General features: G+C 68.9%; 21 protein-coding genes. 12 read left to right on the top strand and 9 right to left on the bottom strand.

Translation table 11 applies throughout. The annotated features are described in order from the left end of the window. Window positions 1-4: 4 nt before the first annotated feature. Window positions 5-775 carry a DUF561 domain-containing protein gene (locus KUG41_RS11530; RefSeq protein WP_216904234.1) on the bottom strand — a complete coding sequence of 257 codons (771 nt, stop codon included), beginning with the start codon at window positions 773-775 and terminating at the stop codon, window positions 5-7. A gap of 23 nt (window positions 776-798) precedes the next feature. Here KUG41_RS11530 and tilS point away from each other — a divergent pair, with 23 nt between their 5' ends. Next, window positions 799-1,860, top strand: a complete 1,062-nt coding sequence (gene tilS / locus KUG41_RS11535) for a tRNA lysidine(34) synthetase TilS (protein WP_371734128.1) — start codon at window positions 799-801, stop codon at window positions 1,858-1,860. Further along, window positions 1,853-2,632 (top strand): hypothetical protein, encoded by a 780-nt coding sequence (locus KUG41_RS11540; protein WP_216904235.1) that lies wholly within the window; start codon window positions 1,853-1,855, stop codon window positions 2,630-2,632. Before tilS ends, KUG41_RS11540 begins: the two co-directional genes overlap by 8 nt. A 15-nt stretch (window positions 2,633-2,647) precedes the next feature. Here KUG41_RS11540 and KUG41_RS11545 read toward each other — a convergent pair whose 3' ends face one another. The 3 genes from KUG41_RS11545 to KUG41_RS11555 all read right to left on the bottom strand — a co-directional run bounded on the left by KUG41_RS11545 (window position 2,648) and on the right by KUG41_RS11555 (window position 6,790). Next, on the bottom strand, window positions 2,648-4,666 hold the full coding sequence (locus tag KUG41_RS11545; protein WP_254217182.1) for a ribonuclease J: 2,019 nt from the start codon (window positions 4,664-4,666) through the stop codon (window positions 2,648-2,650). A 121-nt stretch (window positions 4,667-4,787) separates the two neighbouring features. Further along, window positions 4,788-5,717: a 4-hydroxy-tetrahydrodipicolinate synthase gene (gene dapA, locus KUG41_RS11550; RefSeq protein WP_216904237.1), complete on the bottom strand. Its 930-nt coding sequence runs from the start codon at window positions 5,715-5,717 to the stop codon at window positions 4,788-4,790. Then, entirely contained in the window at window positions 5,714-6,790 is a 1,077-nt protein-coding gene (locus KUG41_RS11555; protein ID WP_216904242.1) for an aspartate-semialdehyde dehydrogenase, read from the bottom strand. Before KUG41_RS11555 ends, dapA begins: the two co-directional genes overlap by 4 nt. A gap of 297 nt (window positions 6,791-7,087) precedes the next feature. Between KUG41_RS11555 and tig the strand changes: the two genes are divergently transcribed. The 4 genes from tig (at window position 7,088) to KUG41_RS11575 (ending at window position 11,676) form a co-directional block, all read left to right on the top strand. After that, window positions 7,088-8,569, top strand: a complete 1,482-nt coding sequence (gene tig, locus KUG41_RS11560) for a trigger factor (RefSeq protein WP_216904243.1) — start codon at window positions 7,088-7,090, stop codon at window positions 8,567-8,569. Window positions 8,570-8,723: 154 nt separating this feature from the next. Further along, a complete protein-coding gene (gene clpP, locus KUG41_RS11565) occupies window positions 8,724-9,350 on the top strand; it encodes an ATP-dependent Clp endopeptidase proteolytic subunit ClpP (RefSeq protein ID WP_216904354.1) in 627 nt (208 codons plus the stop codon). A gap of 134 nt (window positions 9,351-9,484) precedes the next feature. Beyond that, a complete protein-coding gene (gene clpX, locus KUG41_RS11570; protein WP_216904244.1) occupies window positions 9,485-10,858 on the top strand; it encodes an ATP-dependent protease ATP-binding subunit ClpX in 1,374 nt (457 codons plus the stop codon). Between the two features lie 104 nt (window positions 10,859-10,962). Continuing rightward, window positions 10,963-11,676, top strand: coding sequence for a lecithin retinol acyltransferase family protein (locus KUG41_RS11575; RefSeq protein WP_216904245.1), 714 nt, complete (start codon window positions 10,963-10,965; stop codon window positions 11,674-11,676). Here KUG41_RS11575 and KUG41_RS11580 read toward each other — a convergent pair. Both KUG41_RS11580 and KUG41_RS11585 read right to left on the bottom strand, forming a co-directional pair. After that, window positions 11,673-12,599: a glycosyltransferase gene (locus KUG41_RS11580; RefSeq protein ID WP_216904246.1), complete on the bottom strand. Its 927-nt coding sequence runs from the start codon at window positions 12,597-12,599 to the stop codon at window positions 11,673-11,675. The two genes, KUG41_RS11575 and KUG41_RS11580, sit on opposite strands and share 4 nt — an antisense overlap. Before the next feature lie 40 nt (window positions 12,600-12,639). Beyond that, window positions 12,640-13,530 carry a DUF5672 family protein gene (locus KUG41_RS11585; RefSeq protein WP_216904247.1) on the bottom strand — a complete coding sequence of 297 codons (891 nt, stop codon included), beginning with the start codon at window positions 13,528-13,530 and terminating at the stop codon, window positions 12,640-12,642. A 445-nt stretch (window positions 13,531-13,975) separates the two neighbouring features. On the opposite strand from KUG41_RS11585, the gene KUG41_RS11590 reads away from it, so the two are divergent. Continuing rightward, window positions 13,976-15,814 carry a DNA polymerase III subunit gamma/tau gene (locus tag KUG41_RS11590; protein ID WP_216904249.1) on the top strand — a complete coding sequence of 613 codons (1,839 nt, stop codon included), beginning with the start codon at window positions 13,976-13,978 and terminating at the stop codon, window positions 15,812-15,814. A 32-nt stretch (window positions 15,815-15,846) separates the two neighbouring features. On the opposite strand, the gene KUG41_RS11595 is transcribed toward KUG41_RS11590, so the two are convergent. Together KUG41_RS11595 and KUG41_RS11600 are read right to left on the bottom strand one after the other, a co-directional pair. After that, a complete protein-coding gene (locus KUG41_RS11595) occupies window positions 15,847-17,244 on the bottom strand; it encodes a glycosyltransferase family 2 protein (RefSeq protein ID WP_216904251.1) in 1,398 nt (465 codons plus the stop codon). A 25-nt stretch (window positions 17,245-17,269) separates the two neighbouring features. Further along, window positions 17,270-18,871, bottom strand: coding sequence for a SpoIID/LytB domain-containing protein (locus tag KUG41_RS11600; protein ID WP_216904252.1), 1,602 nt, complete (start codon window positions 18,869-18,871; stop codon window positions 17,270-17,272). An 85-nt stretch (window positions 18,872-18,956) separates the two neighbouring features. On the opposite strand from KUG41_RS11600, the gene rpmI reads away from it, so the two are divergent. The 3 genes from rpmI (at window position 18,957) to KUG41_RS11615 (ending at window position 20,177) form a co-directional block, all read left to right on the top strand. Continuing rightward, on the top strand, window positions 18,957-19,157 hold the full coding sequence (gene rpmI, locus KUG41_RS11605; protein ID WP_216904254.1) for a 50S ribosomal protein L35: 201 nt from the start codon (window positions 18,957-18,959) through the stop codon (window positions 19,155-19,157). Window positions 19,158-19,219: 62 nt separating this feature from the next. Beyond that, a complete protein-coding gene (gene rplT / locus KUG41_RS11610) occupies window positions 19,220-19,567 on the top strand; it encodes a 50S ribosomal protein L20 (RefSeq protein WP_216904256.1) in 348 nt (115 codons plus the stop codon). A gap of 37 nt (window positions 19,568-19,604) precedes the next feature. Next, the gene (locus KUG41_RS11615) at window positions 19,605-20,177 is read left to right on the top strand and encodes a tetratricopeptide repeat protein (protein ID WP_216904258.1); all 573 of its coding nucleotides are present in this window, start codon (window positions 19,605-19,607) and stop codon (window positions 20,175-20,177) included. A 16-nt stretch (window positions 20,178-20,193) separates the two neighbouring features. On the opposite strand, the gene KUG41_RS11620 is transcribed toward KUG41_RS11615, so the two are convergent. Then, window positions 20,194-20,763 carry a hypothetical protein gene (locus tag KUG41_RS11620; RefSeq protein ID WP_216904259.1) on the bottom strand — a complete coding sequence of 190 codons (570 nt, stop codon included), beginning with the start codon at window positions 20,761-20,763 and terminating at the stop codon, window positions 20,194-20,196. Window positions 20,764-20,901: 138 nt separating this feature from the next. Between KUG41_RS11620 and KUG41_RS11625 the strand changes: the two genes are divergently transcribed. Continuing rightward, on the top strand, window positions 20,902-21,651 hold the full coding sequence (locus KUG41_RS11625) for a thiazole synthase (RefSeq protein ID WP_254217191.1): 750 nt from the start codon (window positions 20,902-20,904) through the stop codon (window positions 21,649-21,651). Window positions 21,652-21,710: 59 nt separating this feature from the next. Then, window positions 21,711-21,875, top strand: coding sequence for a photosystem II assembly protein Psb34 (gene psb34, locus KUG41_RS11630; protein WP_216904261.1), 165 nt, complete (start codon window positions 21,711-21,713; stop codon window positions 21,873-21,875). The last annotated feature ends 53 nt before the right edge of the window (window positions 21,876-21,928 follow it).

Here is a 21,928-nt window from a genome sequence, read left to right on the forward strand (position 1 = left end):
CACCCTACTGAGGTCGATCGCCATGAACCATCGCAATCCGCGGCATCGCTTCCCGCAGGGCACGGACCACCGCCACCATGGCGAGCTCGTCATCGAGCCGATTGACCGCGGAGCCGACGCCCACCCCGGCGGCACCGGCGGCGAGGGCCATGGGCAGCGTGACGGCCGACAGGCCAGAAGCACAGAGCACGGGCACCGCCACCGCCCGGCTGATGGCATGGGCAGCCGCAAGGGTGGGCGCTGCCTTCTCGATCAGGCCCAGGGCACCGGCACTGAAGGGCCGGGCGCTGGTGCCGCCTTCGGTCTGGATCAGGTCGGCGCCGTCGGCCACCAGATCCACGGCCAGCCGCTCCTGGCCATCGAGGGGAAGGGTATAGGGCACGGTGACCGACAGCACCGTTTCCGGCAGCAGCTCCCGGGTGCGGCGGGTGAGCTCCCTCACCTCGGCGGCCCCGAAGACCCGGCCCCGGGGGTAGAAGCTGTCGTAATTGCCGATCTCCACCATGGCCGCGCCGGCGGCCACCGCCGCCGGGAACAGGGCGGGATCCACCGCCGAAACGCAGATGGCCAGGCCCGGCGCCGTCGCCGCCACCAGGCGCACCAGGGACGGATCACAGGCGATGTCGACCAGATCGGCGGCGCCGGCGGCCGCGGCCTTTGCCACCCGCGCCACGCAGGCCGGATCGAAAGTGTCGAGGCCTGCGATGACCTTCAGCAGCCGCCGCTGGCCGATGGCCTGCTGCAGGGCGGTGGGCAGGCTGGAGAGGCGGGTCATCGGCGGGCGCAGGCAATCGTGACGTGATTCTCCCATCCGGCCACGGACACCAGCGGCGTCCCTGGGGCGCCGACCAGGACCGGCTGCACCGGCACCTGCTGCGGCGGCCCTGCCTGCTGCCTGCGGGGGGCTCCCTGCTGCTGGCGGTGTCCGGGGGGCAGGATTCGATGGTCCTGACCACCCTGCTGCAGGATCTGCAGCCCCTGCATGGCTGGCGCCTGCAGCTCTGGCACGGGGATCACGGCTGGCGAGAGGAGTCGGCGCACCAGGCCGCGACGCTGGCCCTCTGGGCCCGAAGCCAGGGGCTGCCTCTGGGGCTCGATCGGGCCGAGCCGATCCCCGCCAGCGAAGCCGCTGCCCGCCGCTGGCGCTACGACCGGCTGGCCGAGGCGGCGCTCCGGCTGCGGTGCAGCCGGGTGATCACCGGTCACACGGCCAGCGACCGGGCCGAGACCGTGCTGCTCAACCTGGCCCGCGGCAGTCACCTGCGCGGCCTGGCCAGCCTCGGGGCCAGCCGGCCCCTGTCCAGGGGGGAAGGCTGCGGCCAGGGCCCCGGGGGAGGAGCCCCCCACCTGTTGCTGGTGCGGCCCCTGCTGGTCTTCGACCGGGAGGACACCGGCCGCATCTGCCGGGAACGGGACCTGCCCGTCTGGCACGACAGCAGCAACGAGGATCCCCGCTTTGCCCGCAACCGCCTGCGGGCCGAGGTGATCCCGGTGCTGGAGGCCCTGCATCCGGGCGCCAGCCGAAGGATCAGTGCCCAGGCCGAACGGCTGGAACGGCAGTCAGAAGCGGAAGCGGAGGTGCTGGAACTGGCCCTGGAGGGACTGCTGCTGGAGGGGGCCCGGGATCGGCTGCAACGGGGGCGCCTGGTCAGGCTCGCCGCGGCCAGCCAGCGCCGGCTGCTGCAGCACTGGCTGCGCGGATGGCTGGGCAGGGATCCGGGATCACGCACGCTGGAGACGCTGGTGGGCCGGCTGGCGGGCAGCGCGGATCCCGGACGTCTGGATCTGGCCGGAGGATGGCAACTGCACTGGGATCGCCGCACACTGTGGGTCCGATCCCCCGACGTGCTTCATGGCTGAGCCCGCCGCCTCCGATACCGCCCAGCGCTACGCGGTCATCGAACAGGCCTACTCCCGGGAGGACTGGGCCACGGTCCGCCGCGACGGCGAAGGGTTGCTGCGGCAACTGCGCCAGGCGGGCAACCCCCAGTTTCTGGGACTGCGGATGCGGTTGCAGCTGCTGCTGGGCCACACCCAGCTCTACGGCTTCGCCGACAAGGCCGAGGCGGCCCGGTATTACGAAGCCGTGGCCAGAGACAGCGGTGAAGCCGCCCTGGCCAAGATCGCGGAGCAGGGTCTCAAGCAGTGCGTCGAGAACGAGCCTGCCGCCCCTGTGCCCGCCCCCGAACCGCAGGTGAGCCCCCCGGAGGCCGTCGGTCAGGTGGTAGCCCCGACGAGCGCGCCGCCGTTCAGCGGTGCCGCCGGCGGATCACCGTTCGCCGCACCGGCTCCGGCTGCGGCAGCCGCTGCGCCCCCTCCGACTGCGGTCAACCAGGCAGCCCCCTGGCTGAGCGCAGCCGCAGCAGCATCCCCACAGACTCCGGCTCCGGCTGTGACACCGGTGGCCCCGACGGGGGAGGAACCTGCCGCCCCCTGGAGCCAGGAATCCCTGATCCCGGAAGTGGTCGAGGAGCCCGAACTGATCGAACTGCACCAGGCCGACCCTGCCCTGGCCGAGGAGCTGGAGCTCACCTGGAAGGAGCCGGCCCCGGGCCCCACCGTGGCCAAGGAACCACTCAAAGCGGACGACGAGGAACTGCTCAGCGGCCTGATGCTGGTGCGGATCGGCTGAGGCCCTCCGGGGGCCTCAGCCGGCGGAGGCGGCGGAGCGCCGGCGACGGGTGCGACCGGTCGGTTCCTGCTCCTCGGGGGCGGTACTGACCGGGGCAGTCACAGGAGCTGGGGCCGGCGCGGCGGAGGCGGCCGGCGCCTGGGAGGCCACCGTCACCAGCTGGCGCTGGGGCACGACGGCGGCAGCCTGACGGCCACCACCGTCCCGACCGCCATCGCGACGGCCACCGCGGGGAGCCGGACGGGTGTCGGGTTCGGCATCGGCCCGGCCCTTGTAGGCCGGCGTGCCGGCGGGGGCGGGCTGCACCAGACAGATGATCAGCGGATCCACCTGCAGTTCCCGGCGCAGGCGGCGCTGCAGGCCCAGCTCCACCTCCCGCTGCACACCCACCCAGTCGACGTCGGGGGCCTTGCCGCCCGTGTTGCGGGCCAGCTGGTTCCAGCGGTTCTCCAGCACCCAGCCGATCTCCCGTTCCGCCCAGACCGAGAGCTTGCGGGCATCGGCGGCGGTGACCACTCCACGCAGGTTCACCCGCGGCGGCGCCGCCATCACGCCGTCGGTGGTGATCACCGCCAGCAGGGTGATGACACCGTCCTCGGCCAGCTGCTGGCGCTCCTTGAGCACCCGGGCGTCGACGATGCCGTTGCGGGAGGCATCGAGCAGTTCGATGCCGGCCTTCACAGGCTCACCTTTGTTGATGGTGTCCGGGGTGAGTTCCACCACGTCGCCGTTGTCGATGATCAGAATGTGATCGGCCGGCACACCCATCGACTGGGCCGTCTTGGAATGGCAAACCAGCATGCGGTGCTCGCCGTGCACGGGCACGAAGAATTTCGGCTTGGCCAGCGCCAGCATCAGCTTGTGGTCCTCCTGGCAACCGTGGCCGGAGACGTGGATGCCCTCGCCCTTGCCGTAGACAACCTTGGCGCCCATCATCATCAGCCGGTCGATGGTGTTCACCACCGAGATGGTGTTGCCAGGGATCGGGCTGGCGGAAAAAATGATCGTGTCTGAGGACTTCACCTGAACCTGAGGGTGCTCGCCGCGGGAGATGCGACTGAGAGCAGCCAGGGGCTCGCCCTGGCTTCCGGTCATCAGCAGGAGAGTTTCACGATCGGGAAGATCACGGATCTGCTTGATGGGAACGAACAGATCATCGGGGGCACGCATGTAGCCGAGCTCCCGGGCCTTGGCGATCACGTTGAGCATGGAACGGCCCAGCAGCCCAACCTTGCGACCGTTCTTCATCGCCAGTTCGAGAATCATCGAGACACGATGAATCGAGCTGGCGAAAGTGGTGATGATCACCCGGCCTTCCGCCTGGCTGATGTGGCGATCCAGGTTTGGGAACACGGACCGTTCCGGAGGGGTGAAACCGGGGATCTCGGCGTTGGTGGAATCGCTGAACAGGCACAGGACGCCCTGCTCGCCGTAGTGAGCCAGACGCTGGATGTCGAAGGTTTCACCATCCACCGGGGTGTGGTCGAACTTGAAGTCACCGGTGAAGATGATCACGCCGACCGGCGTGGTGATGGCCAGCGTGAAGCTGTCGGCCATCGAGTGGGTGTTGCGGATGAACTCCACCTTGAAGTGCTGGCCGACGTGGACCACATCGCGGGGGCCGACCGTCTGGATGGTGGTGCGGTCGGTGACACCGGCCTCCTCCATCTTGCCCTGCAGCATCGACATGGCCAGCCTGGGGCCGTAGATGATCGGGATGTTGAAGTTCTTGAGGTGGTGGGGGATACCACCGATGTGATCCTCGTGGCCGTGGGTGACGACCATGCCGCGGATGCGCTTCTGATTCTCGCGCAGGTAGCTGGTGTCGGGCATCACCACATTGACGCCGTGCATGCCGTCGCTGGGGAAGGCCAGGCCCGCATCCACCAGCATCAGCTCATCGCCGTACTCGAAGACGCAGGTGTTCTTGCCGATCTCGTGGAGGCCGCCGAGGGGAATGACTTTCAGGCCCTGGTGGCTGGTTTTGGCACCCTGGCCGTTGCGGACGATGGGATTGGCGTTCTGACTTGTCATGAAGGGGGAAAGATGGGTGGGAAAAGGACGGTTGAAAGGGTCCGGTGGAGCTGGTCGCGGTGAAACGGAGTCGTGAAGCGGAGTCGTGAGGCGGAGGTGACTCTGGACATCAGCCTTGGCGTCAGGTGGGACGCAGGGCGGCCAGGATCGAGGAGAGGCGTTGTCGCACGGATGTGTCGGCGGAAAGCAGGGGAAGACGGGGGGCGCCCACGGGCCAGCCGCTGATCTCCAGGGCGGCTTTGACGGGGATGGGGTTGGTGGTGCAGAACAGGGCCTTGCACAGGGGCAGCAGCTGCTGGTGCTCGTCCAGAGCGGCGGCGACGTCGCCGATCAGGAAGGACTGGAGCATGGTCCGGATCCTGGGACCCACCAGGTGGCTGGCCACGCTCACCACACCCACGGCACCCACGGCCAGCATCGGCAGGGTGAGGGCGTCGTCGCCGCTGTAGATGGCCAGACGGTCGCCGCAGAGGGCCCGCAGCTGGCTGACCTCGTCGGTGCTGCCGCTGGCGGCCTTGAAGCCCACCACGTTGGGCACGTCGAGCAGCCGGGCTGTGGTGTCCGGCGCCAGGCTGCAGCCGGTACGACCAGGAATGTTGTAGAGCATCAGAGGCAGCTCCGGCGCGGCCTTGGCCACCGCCCGGAAATGGGCCTCCAGCCCGTCCTGGGGCGGCTTGTTGTAGTACGGCACCACCACCAGGGCGCCATTGGCGCCGAGGGCCGCCGCCTCATGGGTGGCCTCCACCGCTTCAGCGGTGCAGTTGCTGCCGCTGCCGGCCACCAGGCTGGCCCGGTTTCCCACCGCTCCCTTGACAGCGGCGAACAGCTCGTGCTGCTCCTGCCAGGTGAGGGTGGGGGATTCGCCGGTGGTGCCGCACAGCACCAGCCCATCGGACCCATTGGCCACCAGGTGGTCGGCCAGGCGGGCGGCCAGGTCCAGATCGATGGCCCCGTCCTGGCGGAAGGGGGTGACCATCGCGGTGAGCAGCCGTCCGAACGGGGCCTCCGGAGAGGGAGCGGTGCTCGGTGCCGGCAGAGTGGCTGTGCTCAAGCGGCACCTCCAGGAGCGGGGGCCGACGGCTCCTGAAGCAGTTCGGCGATCTGGATGGCGTTGAGGGCGGCTCCCTTGCGGATCTGATCGCCGCAGAGCCAGAGCTCAAGGGCGTTGGGGTCGCTGAGATCCTGGCGGATGCGGCCCACGGCCACCGCATCGCGGCCTGTGACGTCGGTGGGCATGGGAAACCGGTTGGCCCGGAAGTCCTCGATCAGCTCGACCCCGGGCGCCGACGCCAGCAGGGTGCGGGCCTCCTCCACGGGGAAGGGTGCTTCGAATTCGATGTTGACGGCTTCGGAATGGGCCCGCAGGACCGGTACCCGCACACAGGTGGCCGAGAGGCGCAGCTCCGGCAGACCCATGATCTTGCGGGTTTCATGAAGCATCTTCAGCTCCTCCTCGCAGTAGCCGTTGGGCTGCAGCGGCGAGTTGTGCAGGAAGAGGTTGAAGGCCAGGGAGTGGGGCAGCACCTCACTCACCGGCTCGCCCCCCTCGAGCACGGTGCGGCTGAGGCTGCGCAGTTCCTCCATGGCCCGGGCGCCAGCACCGCTGGCCGACTGGTAGGTGCTGAGCACCACGCGGCGGATCGGCCGACGGGCGGCCAGGGGTGCCAGGACCACCGTCAGCAGGATGGTGGTGCAGTTGGGATTGGCGATGATCCCGCCGTGGTCGAAGGCGGCCTCGGGGTTGACCTCGGGCACCACCAGGGGCACGGCGGGATCCATCCGGAAGGCGCTGGAGTTGTCGATCACCACCGCTCCGGCGGCGACGGCCACCGGGGCCCACTGTTTCGAGACGGAGCCCCCGGCGGAGGCCAGGACAAGATCGACGCCTTCGAAGGACTCGGGCCCGACAGGCAGCACCTCAAGCGGTTCTCCCTGCCAGGCCAGCTCCTGGCCGGCCGAGCGGGGCGACGCCATCGGCAGCAGCTCGGCGACGGGAAACGCCCGCTCCTGGAGCAGGGCGATGAGCTCCTGGCCCACGGCACCGGTGGCGCCGAGGATGGCGATGCGCAGGGGCCGCCGCGGCAGATGGCGCGGAGGGGAGGAGAGGGTCGCTGAGACGGTCAACGGGGGGAGAAGGGACAGGTGGCGGGTCGGGAGAGGGGCGGCGATCTGGAGACTGGGCCCGGAACGAAGCCTTGCGCAGGGATCCGGAGAAGGAGCGGGAAGCTGAGAGGTGGGTGGAGCTCGGGAGAAACGCTGAATCAGAAAGGATGGCTGACCCGAACCTCCGGCTCGCTGGCCGGAAAGGACGGATCTGATTGGGAATATGGGCGCGCCGGTGCGTCGATCGCACAATACGTGGTGGAAGCCCGGAACGGCCAGTTTCTAGGATGGGGGACTGTCCCGCGCGAGCCCTGTTTCATGAGTCCTGCCGCCAGCACCGCCAGCGCCGATGCCAACCTCCGGGTGACCACCTCCCCGCGGCCAGGAAGTCGTGTGGCGGTGGAGGTCGCCGTGCCGGCTGGACGCAGCCAGAAGAGCTACGACACCGCCCTGGAGAAGCTCAGCCGCAGCGTCAAGCTGCCCGGCTTCCGCAAGGGCCGGGTGCCCCGCCCGGTGCTGCTCCAGCAGATCGGAACGCTGCGGATCCGTGCCACAGCGCTTGAGGACCTGGTCGACGCGGTGGTGCGGGAGGCGATGCAGCAGGAGGCCATCGAAGCCATCGGCCGCCCCGTGCTGAGCGAGGCCTTCGAGCTGGTTCTCGAGCGCTACACCCCGGGGGAGGAACTCACCATCACCCTGGAGATGGACGTGGAGCCGTGCCCCAGCCTGCGCAGCACCAGGGGGCTCACGGCGGAGGCCGAACCCGTGCCCTTCGACCCCGCCCGGGTGGATGAGCTGATCGAGCAGTCCCGCCGTCAGCTGGCCACCCTGGTGCCGGTGGAGGACCGGACCGCAGCCGAGGGCGACGTGGCCCAGATCGCCTTCAGCGGCACCTTCGTGGACAGCGGCGAAGCCATCGAGGGCGGCAGCAGCGAGGGGATGGAAGTGGAACTGGAGGAGGGCCGCATGATCCCCGGCTTCGTCGCCGGCATCCTCGGCATGGCCGTCGGCGAGACCCGCGAGGTGTCCTGCCGTTTCCCGGACTCCTACCCCCAGGAGACGGCAGCGGGGCGGGAGGCCCGCTTCTCCATCACCCTGCTCGAACTCAAGACCCGGGAACTGCCCGCCCTGGACGATGGCTTCGCCCAGCAGGCCAGCGACAAGTCGACCCTGGCCGAGCTTCGCGCCGACCTGGAGGAGCGCCTGCGGGAGGAGGCCGAGCGTCGCCATCGCTCCAACCGCCACGAAGCCCTGCTGACGGTCCTGGTGGAGCAACTGGAGGTGGAACTGCCCGAAACCCTGATCCAGCAGGAGGTGCGCAACCTGATCGAGCAGACCGCCGGCCAGATCTCCCAGCAGGGCATGGATGTCAAGAAACTGTTCACCCCCGATCTGGTGCGCAGCCTGATGGACACCTCCCGGCCCGAAGCCGAACAGCGGCTGCGGCGCACCCTGGCCCTCAAGGCCCTGGCTGCGGCCGAGAACATCGAGGTGGCCGCAGCCGATCTGGAGGCCAGGCTGAGCGAGATCCGCCAGGGCCTGAGCGACAGCGCCGCCATCGACCCTGAGCGCCTGCGGCTGGCCGTGGCCGAGGATCTGCTCAAGGAGACGCTGCTGGAGTGGCTGGAGGCCAACAGCACGATCACCGAGAAGGCACCGGACGACAGCGAAGCGGAGGCGGCCGGCGCCGGGGAGCAGTCGGAGGCGACCCAGCCGGCGGCGAAGACCAAGGCGAAGACGAAGAAGGCGGCCGCGGAGGAGGGAGACGCCGGCGCTCAGGAGGAAGCCGCCCAGCCATAGATTGAGGCCACTCCCTGTCCGCCTGCGAGACCGCGTGATCGATGCCCGACCGCCCCTGACCCCCCCCGGGGTGCCCCCAGCCGTGGCGGGCCCCGGAGGATCCCGGCGCCACCCCGTCAGCAACCTCTGGCAGGGACCTCGCCCCTGGAACGCCATGGAGGGCCACGGTCCGTCGGCCGCTCCGGGGGTGCTTCCCACGGTGGTGGAGCAGTCCGGCCGCGGCGACCGCGCCTTCGACATCTACTCCCGCCTGCTGCGGGAGCGGATCATCTTCCTGGGCACCGGCATCGACGATCAGGTGGCCGATTCCCTGGTGGCCCAGCTGCTCTTCCTGGAGGCCGAGGATCCCGAGAAGGACATCCAGATCTACATCAACTCCCCTGGGGGGTCGGTGACCAGCGGCCTGGCCATCTACGACACCATGCAGCAGGTGTCTCCGGACGTGGTCACCATCTGCTATGGCCTGGCCGCCAGCATGGGAGCGTTCCTGCTCACCGGCGGGGCCCACGGCAAGCGCCTGGCCCTGCCCAACGCCCGGATCATGATCCACCAACCCCTGGGGGGTGCCCAGGGGCAGGCGGTGGACATCGAGATCCAGGCCCGGGAAATCCTTTTCCTCAAGGACACGCTCAACGGTCTGATGGCCGAGCACACCGGCCAGCCCCTCGACAAGATCGCTGAAGATACCGACCGCGACTACTTCCTTTCGCCGGCAGAGGCGGTTGAATACGGACTGATCGACCGGGTGGTCGATGACGCTCCCGACCCCGCCGTCACCTAGACGCCGTCCTTCCGCCACCGGTCCGATCCTCCGAGACGACTGACAAAACGGCGGTTGGGGTCGATCCTGGGGGACGGACTCCCGTCCCGATCACGTCCAGGACGCCCAACGCCGCTCCCGCCGCCTCCTCGCCGATGGCCAAGTTCGACGCCCATCTGAAGTGTTCCTTCTGCGGCAAGTCCCAGGAACAGGTGCGGAAGCTGATCGCCGGACCGGGCGTCTACATCTGCGACGAGTGCATCGATCTCTGCAACGAGATCCTCGACGAGGAGCTGGTCGAGCACCACGGCCATGGTCCCCAGAGCCGTCCCACGGCGGATGGAGGTCGCAAGGCGCCGCCGAAGAAATCCCCCAGACCGGCCCCCACCCTGGCCACCATCCCCAGGCCCCAGGAGATCAAGTCCTTCCTCGACCAGCAGGTGGTGGGCCAGGAGGAGGCCAAGAAGGTACTGGCGGTTGCGGTCTACAACCACTACAAGCGGCTGGCCTGGCAGGGGGATGGCAAGGGCGAGACGGACCAGACAGCCACCCGACTGCACAAATCGAACATCCTGCTGATCGGTCCCACCGGCTGCGGCAAGACCCTGCTGGCCCAGTCCCTGGCGGAGATGCTCGATGTGCCCTTCGCCGTGGCCGATGCCACCACCCTGACCGAAGCCGGCTACGTGGGCGAGGACGTGGAGAACATCCTGCTGCGTCTGCTCCAGAAGGCTGACCTCGACGTGGATCAGGCCCAGCGGGGGATCATCTACATCGATGAGATCGACAAGATCGCCCGCAAGAGCGAAAACCCTTCCATCACCCGCGACGTCTCCGGTGAGGGAGTGCAGCAGGCCCTGCTCAAGATGCTCGAGGGCACGGTGGCCAACGTGCCCCCCCAGGGGGGCCGCAAGCACCCCTACCAGGACTGCATCCAGATCGACACCAGCCAGGTGCTGTTCATCTGCGGTGGAGCCTTCGTCGGACTGGAGGACCTGGTGCAGAAACGGATGGGTCGCAACGCGATCGGCTTCCTGCCCACCGATGGCCGGGCCAGGGTGCGGCCCGGCAAGGACCGCCACTCCAGCGAGGTGATGCGCCATCTCGAACCGGAGGACCTGGTGCGCTACGGGCTCATCCCCGAATTCATCGGTCGGCTGCCGGTGAGCGCCGTGCTCGAACCCCTTGACACCTCCGCCCTCGAGGCGATCCTCACCGAACCCAGGGACGCCCTGGTGAAGCAGTTCCAGACCCTCCTGAGCATGGACAACGTGCGGCTCGACTTCGAGCCGGGCGCGGTCGAGGCCATCGCCGCCGAAGCCCATCGCCGCAAGACCGGCGCCCGGGCCCTGCGGGGCATCGTCGAGGAACTGATGCTCGACGTCATGTACGACCTGCCCTCCCGCCGGGACGTGCAGAGCTTCACCATCACCCGGGAACTGGTGGAACAGCGCAGCAAGGCCAAGGTGCTGCCGATCAACGCCGCAGCCGAACTGGACGGCCACCGGGGCGAACAGGCCACGGCCTGAATCCAGCGCCGGGCAGCCCGGCGGGAGCGGCCATCCGTACCGGCATGGGGCTGAAGAGACCGCCCCGGTGGCGCGAGGCTGGAACCCTTGCCTTCTCCCCCGCCTTGTCCGCCGCCGACCACCTGCAGGCGTCCCGCCAGCACGGCCTGTTCCTCCACCACGGCATCGACCTGGGAGACGGGACCGTGGCCCATTACCTGGAGGGCCGGGAGATTCTTCGCAGCAGCCGCGATGACTTCAGCCGGGGGGAGACGATCAGCACCGTGAGCTATCCGGAGGGGAGCTGCTCCCCGGTGGGCGTCACCCTGCGCCGGGCCATGGGACGCATCGGCGAGCAGCGGTACAACCTGCTGTTCAACAACTGCGAGCACTTCGCCCACTGGTGCAAGACCGGGCGCCATCGCAGCGCCCAGGTGGAGGGCTGGCTGCACACCGGCAGCCTCGGCGCCCTGGCCCTCGGCCAGTTCGTACCGGCGGCCCTGCTGAGCGGGGCAAAGGTGCTGCTGCGCCAGGGCCAGGGTCTGGCCGAGACCCTGGCGACGGGCCTCGACCCGGAGCAGATTGCCCGGGGCCGGGCGCTCGCCCTGCAGACCCTGGAGCAGCTTGATGGCCTCCGGCAGCGACTGATGGAGCGGCTGGAGGAGGAACTGGCCAGGGCAGAACGGCGCTGGGGGGACGGAACCGGAGTGATCACAGTGGCCAGCGATCCGCTCACAAAGGCGCGGCTGGCGGCCCAGAACCTGGCTGACCAGCTGACGGCGGTGGAGGAGATGGAAGAGCGGCTGCAGCGGCTGCTGGAGCCGGGGGATGATCCCTAACCAGCTGATCTGCCTTGCCCGCCAGCCATGGTTCTGCGGAGGCGATGCAGCGGCGAGCGCACGATCCGGCTGATCAGAAACAGCGAGGACTTCAGCGGATGCGGACGACAGCGGCATCCCAGGGCCAGACGATCGAGGGACAGAAGCAAGAACGCTCGCCAGCCGTAGTAGTCGATGACATTGGCCTCCTTGTCGGCCATGAAGAGGGCATCGCTATGGTTCGCCGAGAGACCATCACAGCCGAAGCTGGCGATCACCTGTGGAACATACAGAAACGGACCAAGGGCAGACAATCTGAGATTCATGTCCCAGTCGGCGTAGATTCGATACTTCTCATTCAGGCGCAAGCCATGGCGACGAAACGTCTGCAGTCGGTAAAACGCGGCCTGATGACTGAAGTTTTTCAGCATCAGTCTTGACAAGGGAAACGCTCCGCCGAAGACATAGCCAGGCCTTTCGACCCAGATGTCACCATGCACAACATGCTGAGAGGCCTTGATCAGGTGGCCTGAAATCTGCTCCAGCGTGTCGTCCGCCATCAGGCGGTCATCGGAACCGATGAAGTAGACCCAATCACCCCGGGCGAGCTGCAACGCCTCGTTCATGGATGCATAAATGCCGGCTCCTGCTGAAATGATTGCCCGCACCGTCACACCGGCAGAGGCGAGATGCTGGATGGCATGATTCAGCGTTCCATCGGCAGAGCCCCCATCGGCCAGGATCACCTCGAAGTCTCGAAAGGTCTGGGTCAGGATTGACGTCAGAGCCTTATCGATGATGTGGGCACAGTTGAGCGTTGGAAGAATGATGGAAATCAGAGGCTGTCGGCTGATCCCGGAAGTCATGACCATCCTGGCCCAGTTGCGAGAGGAAGAAGGCGATCGACGCTGGAGTCCGCTGGTGGGTGCATCAAAGGTCGCCATCGCAGGTTAGGCGCTTGAGCATCGAAACGAGCTTCGCCCATCATTCGATGTCGGAGAATTCATGGGGATAGGTGTTCAGCCAGAACGCTTTGTCATGCTTTTCCCAGGCATGGCATCCCAATGGTGTGGAGGGACTGATTCGGGCATGGGTAGCACGAGGATTCGTTTCAATCGAGAAGCAGGCTGCCTCCCAAAGCCCTGGAATCAGCATCCATGGATAAACATGAGGTGCATAAATCCCAAAGAAATGATCCTCCTGAACCTGGCAGTTCACGTAATGGCGCAACGTGTTCCTCCAGCCGCAGGACATGGCAAAGAAAGCGCCCAGACGCTTCAGGAACAGAAGCGGTCTACGGCGGACAGGGAAATCCCCATAACGCGTGAAAAGCTTCAGGCGAAAGGCCAGGTCCGACGACCGAAAAACGGGGCTGGAGTGAAAGGCCCGGGAACGGAGGATCCTGATCATTCCATCGACAGCTCGCAGGGAAAGACCTCCATTTCCCACACCCGTATCCGGCGTATCTTCTCCCAATTCACCAGTCCAGGGAGCCCCAACATAAGTGTAACCTTTTACAAGCCAGTCGCAGAGGCTGTCATTGAATATCCAGGCATCCAGCTGGAACACAAGAATATAATCCCAGGCGGCGAACATCTCATAGAAGTCCGCTCGCATCAGCAGCTGATTGTAAGCAGCAACGGAAGCCAGATCCCCATCGGGAACCGAACGCGTGCTGACGCGCAACTGGGCGGAGGCTGCGATGGAGAGGTCCTTCAGAAAGCCTGCAGGAGATTGACTGGCTTTGTGTAACAGAATGAACTCAAAGTTCTTCAGCTTCGAAAAGGCATTCAACAGCGCGCGTGTTTCATTGCGCGGAAGCTGGAACGTATGGAGCGGGACGACGACGACACAGGAGGGAATCGGCGTCGACATGGAAGCTGGCCTGGAAGATGCGAATCTGCCCGAGGTGAAGCGAGAAGTTGCCAGGGAATGACTCGTCGGTGATGGCTACCGGCGAGAGCGCAGCTCTGGCCATCACCGTCGGTTACAAGATAGCATTGTTCGGCCACAGACACTGCGGTGGCCCCATGAGCCTGAGCTGGGAAAGCCCGTGGGCCTCGGGTGGTGACCTACCAGTCATTGAACCTCAGAGAGGTGCATTCCCGCCGCATTCTTCTCATTCAACCTCCTCATCATCGCACTCCCTTCATTCATCCAGTCCCCATCTTCCCCTGGCCAGCCCCAGCCCGATTCAGCGGCTGATGCACCGGCCTCCCCTTGTCACAGCGCCTGCTGGCCGATCATGAAAAGCCTGGCGAAAGGATCTCACCCTGCTTCCCGACCAACCGTTTGACCCGGGACCCGAAATCCGAAGACCATGGCACAGCCCTACCAGCCCCTGCATCACAAGTACCGGCCTCAGCGCTTCGACCAGCTGGTGGGGCAGCAGGCCGTCACGGCCACCCTCATCCAGGCCCTGCGTCAGAACCGCATCGCCCCGGCCTACCTGTTCAGCGGCCCAAGGGGCACGGGCAAGACCTCCAGCGCCAGGATCCTGGCCCGCTCGCTGAACTGCCTGGCCAGCACCGGCCCCACCCCCGAACCCTGCGGAATCTGCGAGCTGTGCACGGCCATCGCCGCGGGTAACGCCCTCGACGTGATCGAGATCGACGCCGCCTCCAACACCGGTGTGGACAACATCCGCGAGCTGATCGAGCGCTCCCGCTTCGCCCCGGTCCAGGCCCGTTGGAAGGTGTATGTGGTGGACGAGTGCCACATGCTCTCCACCGCCGCCTTCAACGCCCTGCTCAAGACCCTGGAGGAGCCGCCGCCGCGGGTGGTGTTCGTGCTGGCCACCACCGATCCCCAGCGGGTGCTGCCCACGATCCTGAGCCGCTGCCAGCGCTTCGATTTCCGGCGCATCCCTCTGGAGCCCCTGGAGGGGCACCTGCGCTGGATCGCCACCGAAGAGGGCATCGGCATCACCCCGGAGGCCCTGCAGCTGGTGGCGCAGCGGGCCCAGGGGGGTCTGCGGGACGCCGAAAGCCTGCTCGACCAGCTGAGCCTGCTGCCGGCGCCGATCGGCGCCGGCGCGGTGTGGGACCTGCTGGGGGTGGTGCCGGAGCTGGAGCTGCTGCAGCTGGCCGAGGCCATGGCCGCCGCCGATCCCCTTCAGGTGGTGGAGGGCTGCCGCGAACTGCTGGATCGGGGCCGGGAACCCTCCGCCGTGCTCCAGGGACTGGCGGGCCTGCTGCGGGATCTGCTGCTGGCCGGGGTGGCGCCGGACCGGCTGGAACTCACCGGGGTGTCGCCGGAACTGCGGCCCAGGCTGCCGGAGGTGGCTCGCCGCATCGGCAAGGAACGCCTGCTCCGCTGGCAGGCCCAGCTCAAGGGCAGCGAGCAGCAGCTGCGTCTCAGCGTGCAGCCGCGGCTGTGGCTTGAGGTGCTGGTGCTGGGACTCCTGGCCGAGCCCGCCGCCACCGCTCCGGCAGCGGTGGCCCAGCCCCAGGCCAGGGGGGAGGCCCAGGCTCCCGTTCGCAGATCCGAGCCCGTGGCGGTCGCGGCGGCAGCCCCGGCTCCCTCCGCCGCCTCCGATGCGACCGCTCCTGCGGTGCACGCGGTGCCTTCGCCAGCACCTGCACCAGAGGCCGCCCCGCCCACCGCGATGCCCGCGGCAGAGAATCTGGCGGAGCTGTGGCAACAGATCCTGGCCGGGCTTGAGCTGCCCTCCACCCGGATGCTCCTCTCCCAGCAGGCCCAGCTGATCCGCCTCGACGAACGGCGGGCGGTGGTACGGGTGGCCGGCACCTGGATGGCCATGGTGCAGAGCCGACTGCCCCTGCTGGAGAAGGCGGTGGCGGGCGCCCTCGGCAGCCCCCGCCAGGTGACGCTGGAAGCGGGGGGCGAAGCCCAGCCGGCGCCGATGCCCGCGCCGCCGCCCCCTTCCGTTGAATCCAGGGGGGCCGGGCCGCCGGCCCATGGGTCGGCGGCGCCCAGCGCCGGCCAGCCCCCTGACCCGGTTCAGGCCACTCCGCCCGCGGCACCGCAGCCGCCCGCCGCAGCTCAGCCGGCGGCCCCTGGCCCAGCCGGGCCGGCACGGCCCACCCCCCTTGATGAGCAGGCCCGCCGGCTCGCCGATTTCTTCAATGGCGAGGTAGTCAGTGGCGAGGTGGTCAGTGGCGAGGTGGTCAGCAACGGGGCTCCGGATTCGGTCTGAGCGGATGGCCCTCGGCAGGTCTGGGCCGGGCCTCAGGCCTGGCTGCCCTCGGTGGCCAGATCTCCCGTCTCCGGGTCCGTGCCAAGGGACGCCACCCCCTCGACGACCGGGTCACCGTGATCGGCGCCGAGGTGGAGGGTCTTGACCCAGACGAGGCGCTTGGGCAGCACCGCCATCTTCAGGGTGACCCAGGGGATCACCAGGAACCAGTGCACCAGGTAGAGGATGCCCAGGGCGACGCTGAGCGGATGCATCGCCGGCAGGGCAGGACCTTCGGCGGGCCGGCGACAGCCGGTGACGATGGCCACCCCCGAAAGGGCCAGGGCCACGATCGAGAACGGCCACATGGTGGGAGCCGTGCGGGTGAGCACACTGCCGATCAGATCGGCGCTCGCCACCACCGGCAGCACGTACTGCAGCAGGAAGAAGGCCGCCAGATCCAGCTTCTGACTGAAGCGCAGCCGCCTGGAAAGAAGGCCGGGGGTGTAATCGAAGAAACGTTGCAGGCCTCCCTCGGCCCAGCGCTGGCGCTGGCGCCACAGGGCCCGCAGGGTCAGCACCGCCTCCTCCTGGACAGGGGGATCCCAGAGCACACCGATGGACAGGCCCTCCAGCAGGAGGCGGAAGCTCAGATCGAGGTCGTCGGTGACGGTGTCTTCGTTGAAGCCGCCGGCGCTCAGCAGTGCCTCGCGCCGCAGCAACTGGCCATTGCCCCTCAGCTCGGCCACCCCGCCGCTGGCCAGACGCCCCTCCTGCACCACCGCGTCGAAGGCCATCTCCATCGCCTGGGCGCTGGTGAGCAGGTTCGCCCTGGAATTGACCACGGCCTTGCGCAGCTGAACCGCAGCCCAGCCGCCGGTTTCGGCCAGCGGAACCACACGCTCGAGCACGTCGGGCTGGAGATCGGCATCGGCATCCAGCACCAGCATCCAGCGGCCGGTGAGCTGCTGCAGCACCAGGTTGAGCGCCCCCGACTTTCCCCCGCCCGCATCCCTGGGGCGGCGCAGCACCCGCAGGAAGGGATGGCGGCCCTGGAGTTCGGCCAGCAGCTCGGGGGTGCGGTCGTCGCTGCCGTCGTCGACCACCCAGAGGGTGAGCTGGCCCTCGGGCCAGCGCAGGCCGGCGATGCGGTCCACCAGACGGGCGATCACCGCCTGCTCGTCCCGGGCGGCGACCACCACGTCGACGGCCGGGGAGGGGCCGACCGGGGGGGGTGCCACGGGGGACAGCCCAGGGCGTCTGCGGCGGAAGGCCTGCAGCAGAACCGTCCTCAGGCTGTAGCCCCCGAGCAGGGTCGCCAGGGAAAGAGCGGGCACGAGACTGCGCCCGGGGGGCAGCCAGTGGGGAGCGATCCCGGCCAGGCCGCAGCAGGCAAGGAACAGGGCCGCCTTGGCACGGCGGCGATCGCTGTCACTGCCGCCGGCAGCCATGGAGGTCCTCATGCAGGTGCCGACTCTAAGGGGAATCCCCGGCCGTACCGAGGGGCTTCAGCTCGGTGCCGGGGTAGTAGTGCGAAAGGATCCGGGGACTGCTCCAGCCGCGGCGGGCCAGATCGATGGCCCCCGCCTGGGACAGGCCGGCTCCATGACCGAAGCCGCCGCCCTGCAGCTGCCAGACCCCCGGGCCCGCCGCCTGCACCACGAAGAGGGTGCTGGGCAGGCTGCGCAAGGTGCGGCGGATCCCATCCAGCCGCAGCACGGTGCGGCCCCCGCTTCCCTGCACCTCGAGCGCCAGCACCCGGCCGCTCGGGCCCCGGGAGAGCACCTTCAGGGCCGTGGGACGGCCCACATCCCGCTCTGCTCCAAGGGCGGTGGCGATCTGGGCGGCGGTCAGACGCCGCTGCCAGCGAAAGACAGGGTGGTCGGCCCCCCAGGCCGCCCGACCGTCCCGCAGCAGCTCCGGCAGGGCGGCCGGGGCCAGGGGCACCGGGTAGCGGACCTGGAACGGGGCGGGGCCGTCGCTGAAGGGGCGCAGATAGGGCACCGGCGCGCCGCTCCAGGCCTCCTCGTAGCCGGCGCTGATGCCGCCGTTGCTGGCGTGGTACACGGCGTGGATGGGCCCGCCGCCGGCCATCAGCACGCCGAGACGAGTGGCGACGATGGCCTGGCGCACGGCAGGCCCCGCCTGGCGGGGATCGCTGTACACCTGGCACTGGGTGTCGGCGCAGAGGTGGTAGCCGTCCACGACGAAGCGGTGCTGGTTGCGCACGGCCCAGGTGCGGGCGAGCACGGCCTGGGCCTCCAGCGCCGCCGCCGGGACCCCGGCGCCGATTTCGTGGGGCACCACCCCCTCCAGATAGCGCTCCAGGGGCACCTGCTCCACCAGGCTCCAGCCCCCGTGGGCATCGGCCAGCAGCTGGAAGGGCCCCGCATAGGCCCCCTGCTTCCAGAGCAGACCCCCCGGGGCCTCGATCCGCAGGGGCGAGGGCAGGGGCACCACTCCCTGGGCGCGGCGCAGTTCCAGACCGATGCGCTCGCTCACGGTCTGCTCGAAGCTGCTCAGCCGCACGGTTTCGGGGAGGGGCGAGGGATCGGGGGCATCGACCGGGGCCCAGACCTCCCAGTCCCGGGGCCTGGCGATCTCCGCCGCCACCCCCATGGATCGCCAGAGGCCCGCCGCCTGTTCGGCGCTCTCGAAGCTGGCGAAGGGCCCCAGCACCCGGCGCCGCAACGTGACGGGCTGGGGCAGGGGGACGCGGCGCCAGTGCAGCACCAGTTCCGGAGCCTGAAAGCGCTGGCCGGCGGCGTCGACCAGGGTGAGCAGGCCGCTGCGGCTGCGCAGCCGCAGGGGGGCGGCGTCAGCGGCCTGGCCGGGCGCCGGACCCAGCCGGGCCGCCAGGGCCACCAGCAGCACCGGGTCGTCCGCCGTCAGGGGTGCCGGCCTGGCCACGGGCCAGTGCAGCAGGACCGGAGCGTCGGGGGCCGGCGGCGGGGTCAGGGAAGCCGGTGGAGGCGGTGCCGGCGGGGCAAGGGGCCCCTGATCAGCCCGGCAGCCCGCCGGGAACAGCAGCGCCGTCGCCAGCAGCAGCCGGGGCAGGACAGGGAGACGCAGCGGCATTGCGGAGGAGGGGGTCGAGGGCAGGGGGGTTGGAGGAGGGTGCACCCGCGTCGTAGTGTGCTTGTTTGTGCCTGCGCCTACCGAGATGCCGAAGCTCAAGACCCGCAAAGCGGCCGCCAAGCGGTTCAAGGCCACCGGCACCGGCAAGTTCATGCGCCGCCGGGCCTTTCTCAACCACCTGCTGGATCACAAGAGCCCGAAGCGCAAGCGCTATCTGGGCACGATGGCGGTGGTCGACGAGCGCGACCACGACAACGTGGCCCACATGCTGCCCTACGCCGGCTGAGGGCGGCCGAGCTCTCTCCGCAGTCTCCGCTTCCCTGTTTTCCCACCCCCAGATCACCTCCCATGGCCCGCGTCAAGAGGGGCAACGTCGCCCGCAAACGCCGCAACAAGATCCTTCGCCTCGCCCGAGGCTTCCAGGGGAGCAACGGCAGCCTGTTCCGCACCGCCAACCAGCGGGTGATGAAGGCTCTCTGCAACGCCTACCGCGACCGTCGCCGCCGCAAGCGTGATTTCCGTCGCCTCTGGATCGCCCGCATCAATGCGGCCGCCCGCCTCAACGGCCTCAGCTACAGCAAGCTGATCGGCGGGCTCAAGCAGGCCGACGTGCGCCTGAACCGCAAGATGCTCGCCCAGCTGGCCGTGGCGGATCCCGGCAGCTTCACGGCCGTGGTCACCGCGGCAAGCCGCTGACGCCCCGGTTCCCGCTCCGACCGTACGGCCGGCCCCGATGAACGATCTGCTGCCCCAGGCCTACCTGCTCGGCCTGATCGCGCTCCTGGGTGTGGCCGCCGTTGTGGTCGGCCGCCAGATTCTGCGGGTGCGGAGCGATGAGCTCGCCCTGGCCCGCCTGGGCGGAACCAACGCCGCGACCGCCGGCCCCAGGGACGCCTCCACCCTCTACGAGCTGGCTTCGGTGCAGCTGCGCAAGCGGCTCTACGGCGAGGCCCAGGGAAACCTCAAGCAGGCCCTGAAGCTGGCCGACAACGAGAACGTTCCGGCCGAGGCCCGGGCCCTGATGGAAAACGCCATGGGGTTCACCCTGGCCGCTCAGAACAACTACACAGCGGCCGTGCGTCACTACCGCTCGGCCCTGCGCGCCAAGGCTGACTATCCGGTGGCCCTGAACAACCTGGCCTTCGCCCTGGAGAAGCAGTCCAAACCCGATGAGGCCCGGGCGCTCTACGAGCAGGTGTTGGGGCTGGAGGGCAGCAACAGAACCGCCCGCAAACGGCTCGCGATCCTGCAGCGCCGCCGCGGTGGCGATGCCGATGCAGCCGGCGGCACCGGCAAGGGAATCTGAAACCGGCCTGACGGTGTCACCAGAGACCGCGCACCGGCGTCGGTCCGCCGGTGGGAGCGGTCGTGACGGCCCTGTCAGGGACCAGCTGCAGCCGACCCCCGGGGGTGGTCAGCCGGGGGGCGCTCCAGCCGCTCAGGGACAGGCCCTGCACGCTCTGAAACGCTCCCCCCGGCTCGAGGGCGCCGCCCAGGGGATCCCCCAGCAACAGCAGGTCGAGCTGGTCGGATTTGGCATTCAGGTTGCCCTGCACCGGCGTTTCGACGCCACCGATGGCCATCGAACCGCGCAGGTCCACCATCTGGCCGACCGGGGTGGCCCCGTCGATCCGCAGGGCGACGGGAACCTGGGGGCCGCCACTGAAGGACTGGTAGCGACCGCTCCAGCGCCGCGGCATCTGCTCGGCGATCAGCCGGGCCCGGGCGACCGGATCAAAGGTCTCGACCTCACCGTTGGCGCCCCCGTCCTGGACGATCGACTGCATCCCGGGAGGGGTGAAGGGCACGAACCCTTCGGCCGGCAGAGGACTGGCGGCCAGCACCGGGCCGGCGGCGAGCAGCAGGGGCACGGCGGCCAGAGGCACCGGCATGGCGTGGGTCTCGGAAGCAGAGGGCAGACTAATCGGGATGCGCTCGCCCGCAGCAGGCCCCTGCCCTTGACCACCATCGCCCCCTCCCTCTCCCACGACGATCTGGTGATCGGCGGTCGCCGCTTCCACAGCCGCCTGATGACCGGCACCGGCAAGTACCCCAGCCTGGAGGCCATGCAGGCCAGCCTGGAGGCCAGCGCCTGCGAGATCGTCACGGTGGCGGTGCGCCGGGTGCAGAGCGGCGCCCCCGGCCACGGAGGCCTGATGGAGGCCATCGACTGGGGTCGGATCTGGATGCTGCCCAACACGGCCGGCTGCACCACTGCCGAGGAGGCGGTGCGGGTGGCCCGGCTGGGCCGGGAGCTGGCCCGGCTGGCGGGCCAGGAAGACAACACGTTCGTGAAGCTGGAGGTGATCCCCGATTCCCGCCACCTGCTGCCCGATCCCTTCGGCACGCTCGAGGCGGCCGAAATCCTGGTCAAGGAGGGCTTCACGGTGCTCCCCTACATCAACGCCGATCCCCTGCTGGCCAAACGGCTGGAGGAGGCGGGCTGCGCCACGGTGATGCCGCTGGGATCGCCGATCGGATCGGGCCAGGGCATCCGCAACGCGGCCAACATCGCCCTGATCATCGAGAACGCCCGCATTCCGGTGGTGGTGGACGCGGGCATCGGCGTGCCGAGCGAGGCTGCCCAGGCGATGGAGATGGGGGCCGACGCCCTGCTGATCAACAGCGCCATCGCCCTGGCGGGGGATCCTCCGGCGATGGCGCGGGCCATGGCCCTGGCCACGGAGGCCGGCCGGGCCGCCCTGCTGGCGGGCCGGCTGCCGCAGCGGGCCGAGGCCTGCCCCAGTTCGCCCCTGGAGGGACGTGTGACGAACCGTTGACGATCGGACCGATCCCGGCGCCGCTCCATAGGGTTTGCCGCAAACCGATCCCCCCAGTCATGCAGGTCACCGAAGAAGACGGCGGCAAGCTCAACGCCTTCGCCAAGGAGCCCCGCATGGTGCTGCAGGAGGAGGGAGAAATCAGCGGCAGCAACCGGATGCTGCTGATCGGCGGCCTGGTGCTGGTGGCGGCCCTGGTGGCGGTGGCGGCCGTGATCAGCTGAGCCGGTGGGGCTTATGAGGCCTGTAGTAGCTTGCCCCTCTGAGCAACTGCTCG

It is taken from the genome of Synechococcus sp. CCY 9618, assembly GCF_019038415.1.
Lineage (GTDB): Bacteria > Cyanobacteriota > Cyanobacteriia > PCC-6307 > Cyanobiaceae > Cyanobium.

Coding starts and splice junctions, on each gene's coding strand:
- KUG41_RS11625 (WP_254217191.1), top strand. CDS start 20,902: ATGACCGGCACCGGCAAGTACCCCAGCCTGGAGGCCATGCAGGCCAGC.
- KUG41_RS11580 (WP_216904246.1), bottom strand. CDS start 12,599: ATGGCGACCTTTGATGCACCCACCAGCGGACTCCAGCGTCGATCGCCT.
- rpmI (WP_216904254.1), top strand. CDS start 18,957: ATGCCGAAGCTCAAGACCCGCAAAGCGGCCGCCAAGCGGTTCAAGGCC.
- KUG41_RS11530 (WP_216904234.1), bottom strand. CDS start 775: ATGACCCGCCTCTCCAGCCTGCCCACCGCCCTGCAGCAGGCCATCGGC.
- psb34 (WP_216904261.1), top strand. CDS start 21,711: ATGCAGGTCACCGAAGAAGACGGCGGCAAGCTCAACGCCTTCGCCAAG.
- KUG41_RS11620 (WP_216904259.1), bottom strand. CDS start 20,763: ATGCCGGTGCCTCTGGCCGCCGTGCCCCTGCTGCTCGCCGCCGGCCCG.
- clpP (WP_216904354.1), top strand. CDS start 8,724: ATGGAGGGCCACGGTCCGTCGGCCGCTCCGGGGGTGCTTCCCACGGTG.
- KUG41_RS11590 (WP_216904249.1), top strand. CDS start 13,976: ATGGCACAGCCCTACCAGCCCCTGCATCACAAGTACCGGCCTCAGCGC.
- tig (WP_216904243.1), top strand. CDS start 7,088: ATGAGTCCTGCCGCCAGCACCGCCAGCGCCGATGCCAACCTCCGGGTG.
- rplT (WP_216904256.1), top strand. CDS start 19,220: ATGGCCCGCGTCAAGAGGGGCAACGTCGCCCGCAAACGCCGCAACAAG.
- clpX (WP_216904244.1), top strand. CDS start 9,485: ATGGCCAAGTTCGACGCCCATCTGAAGTGTTCCTTCTGCGGCAAGTCC.
- KUG41_RS11595 (WP_216904251.1), bottom strand. CDS start 17,244: ATGGCTGCCGGCGGCAGTGACAGCGATCGCCGCCGTGCCAAGGCGGCC.
- KUG41_RS11615 (WP_216904258.1), top strand. CDS start 19,605: ATGAACGATCTGCTGCCCCAGGCCTACCTGCTCGGCCTGATCGCGCTC.
- KUG41_RS11540 (WP_216904235.1), top strand. CDS start 1,853: ATGGCTGAGCCCGCCGCCTCCGATACCGCCCAGCGCTACGCGGTCATC.
- KUG41_RS11545 (WP_254217182.1), bottom strand. CDS start 4,666: ATGACAAGTCAGAACGCCAATCCCATCGTCCGCAACGGCCAGGGTGCC.
- KUG41_RS11600 (WP_216904252.1), bottom strand. CDS start 18,871: ATGCCGCTGCGTCTCCCTGTCCTGCCCCGGCTGCTGCTGGCGACGGCG.
- KUG41_RS11585 (WP_216904247.1), bottom strand. CDS start 13,530: ATGTCGACGCCGATTCCCTCCTGTGTCGTCGTCGTCCCGCTCCATACG.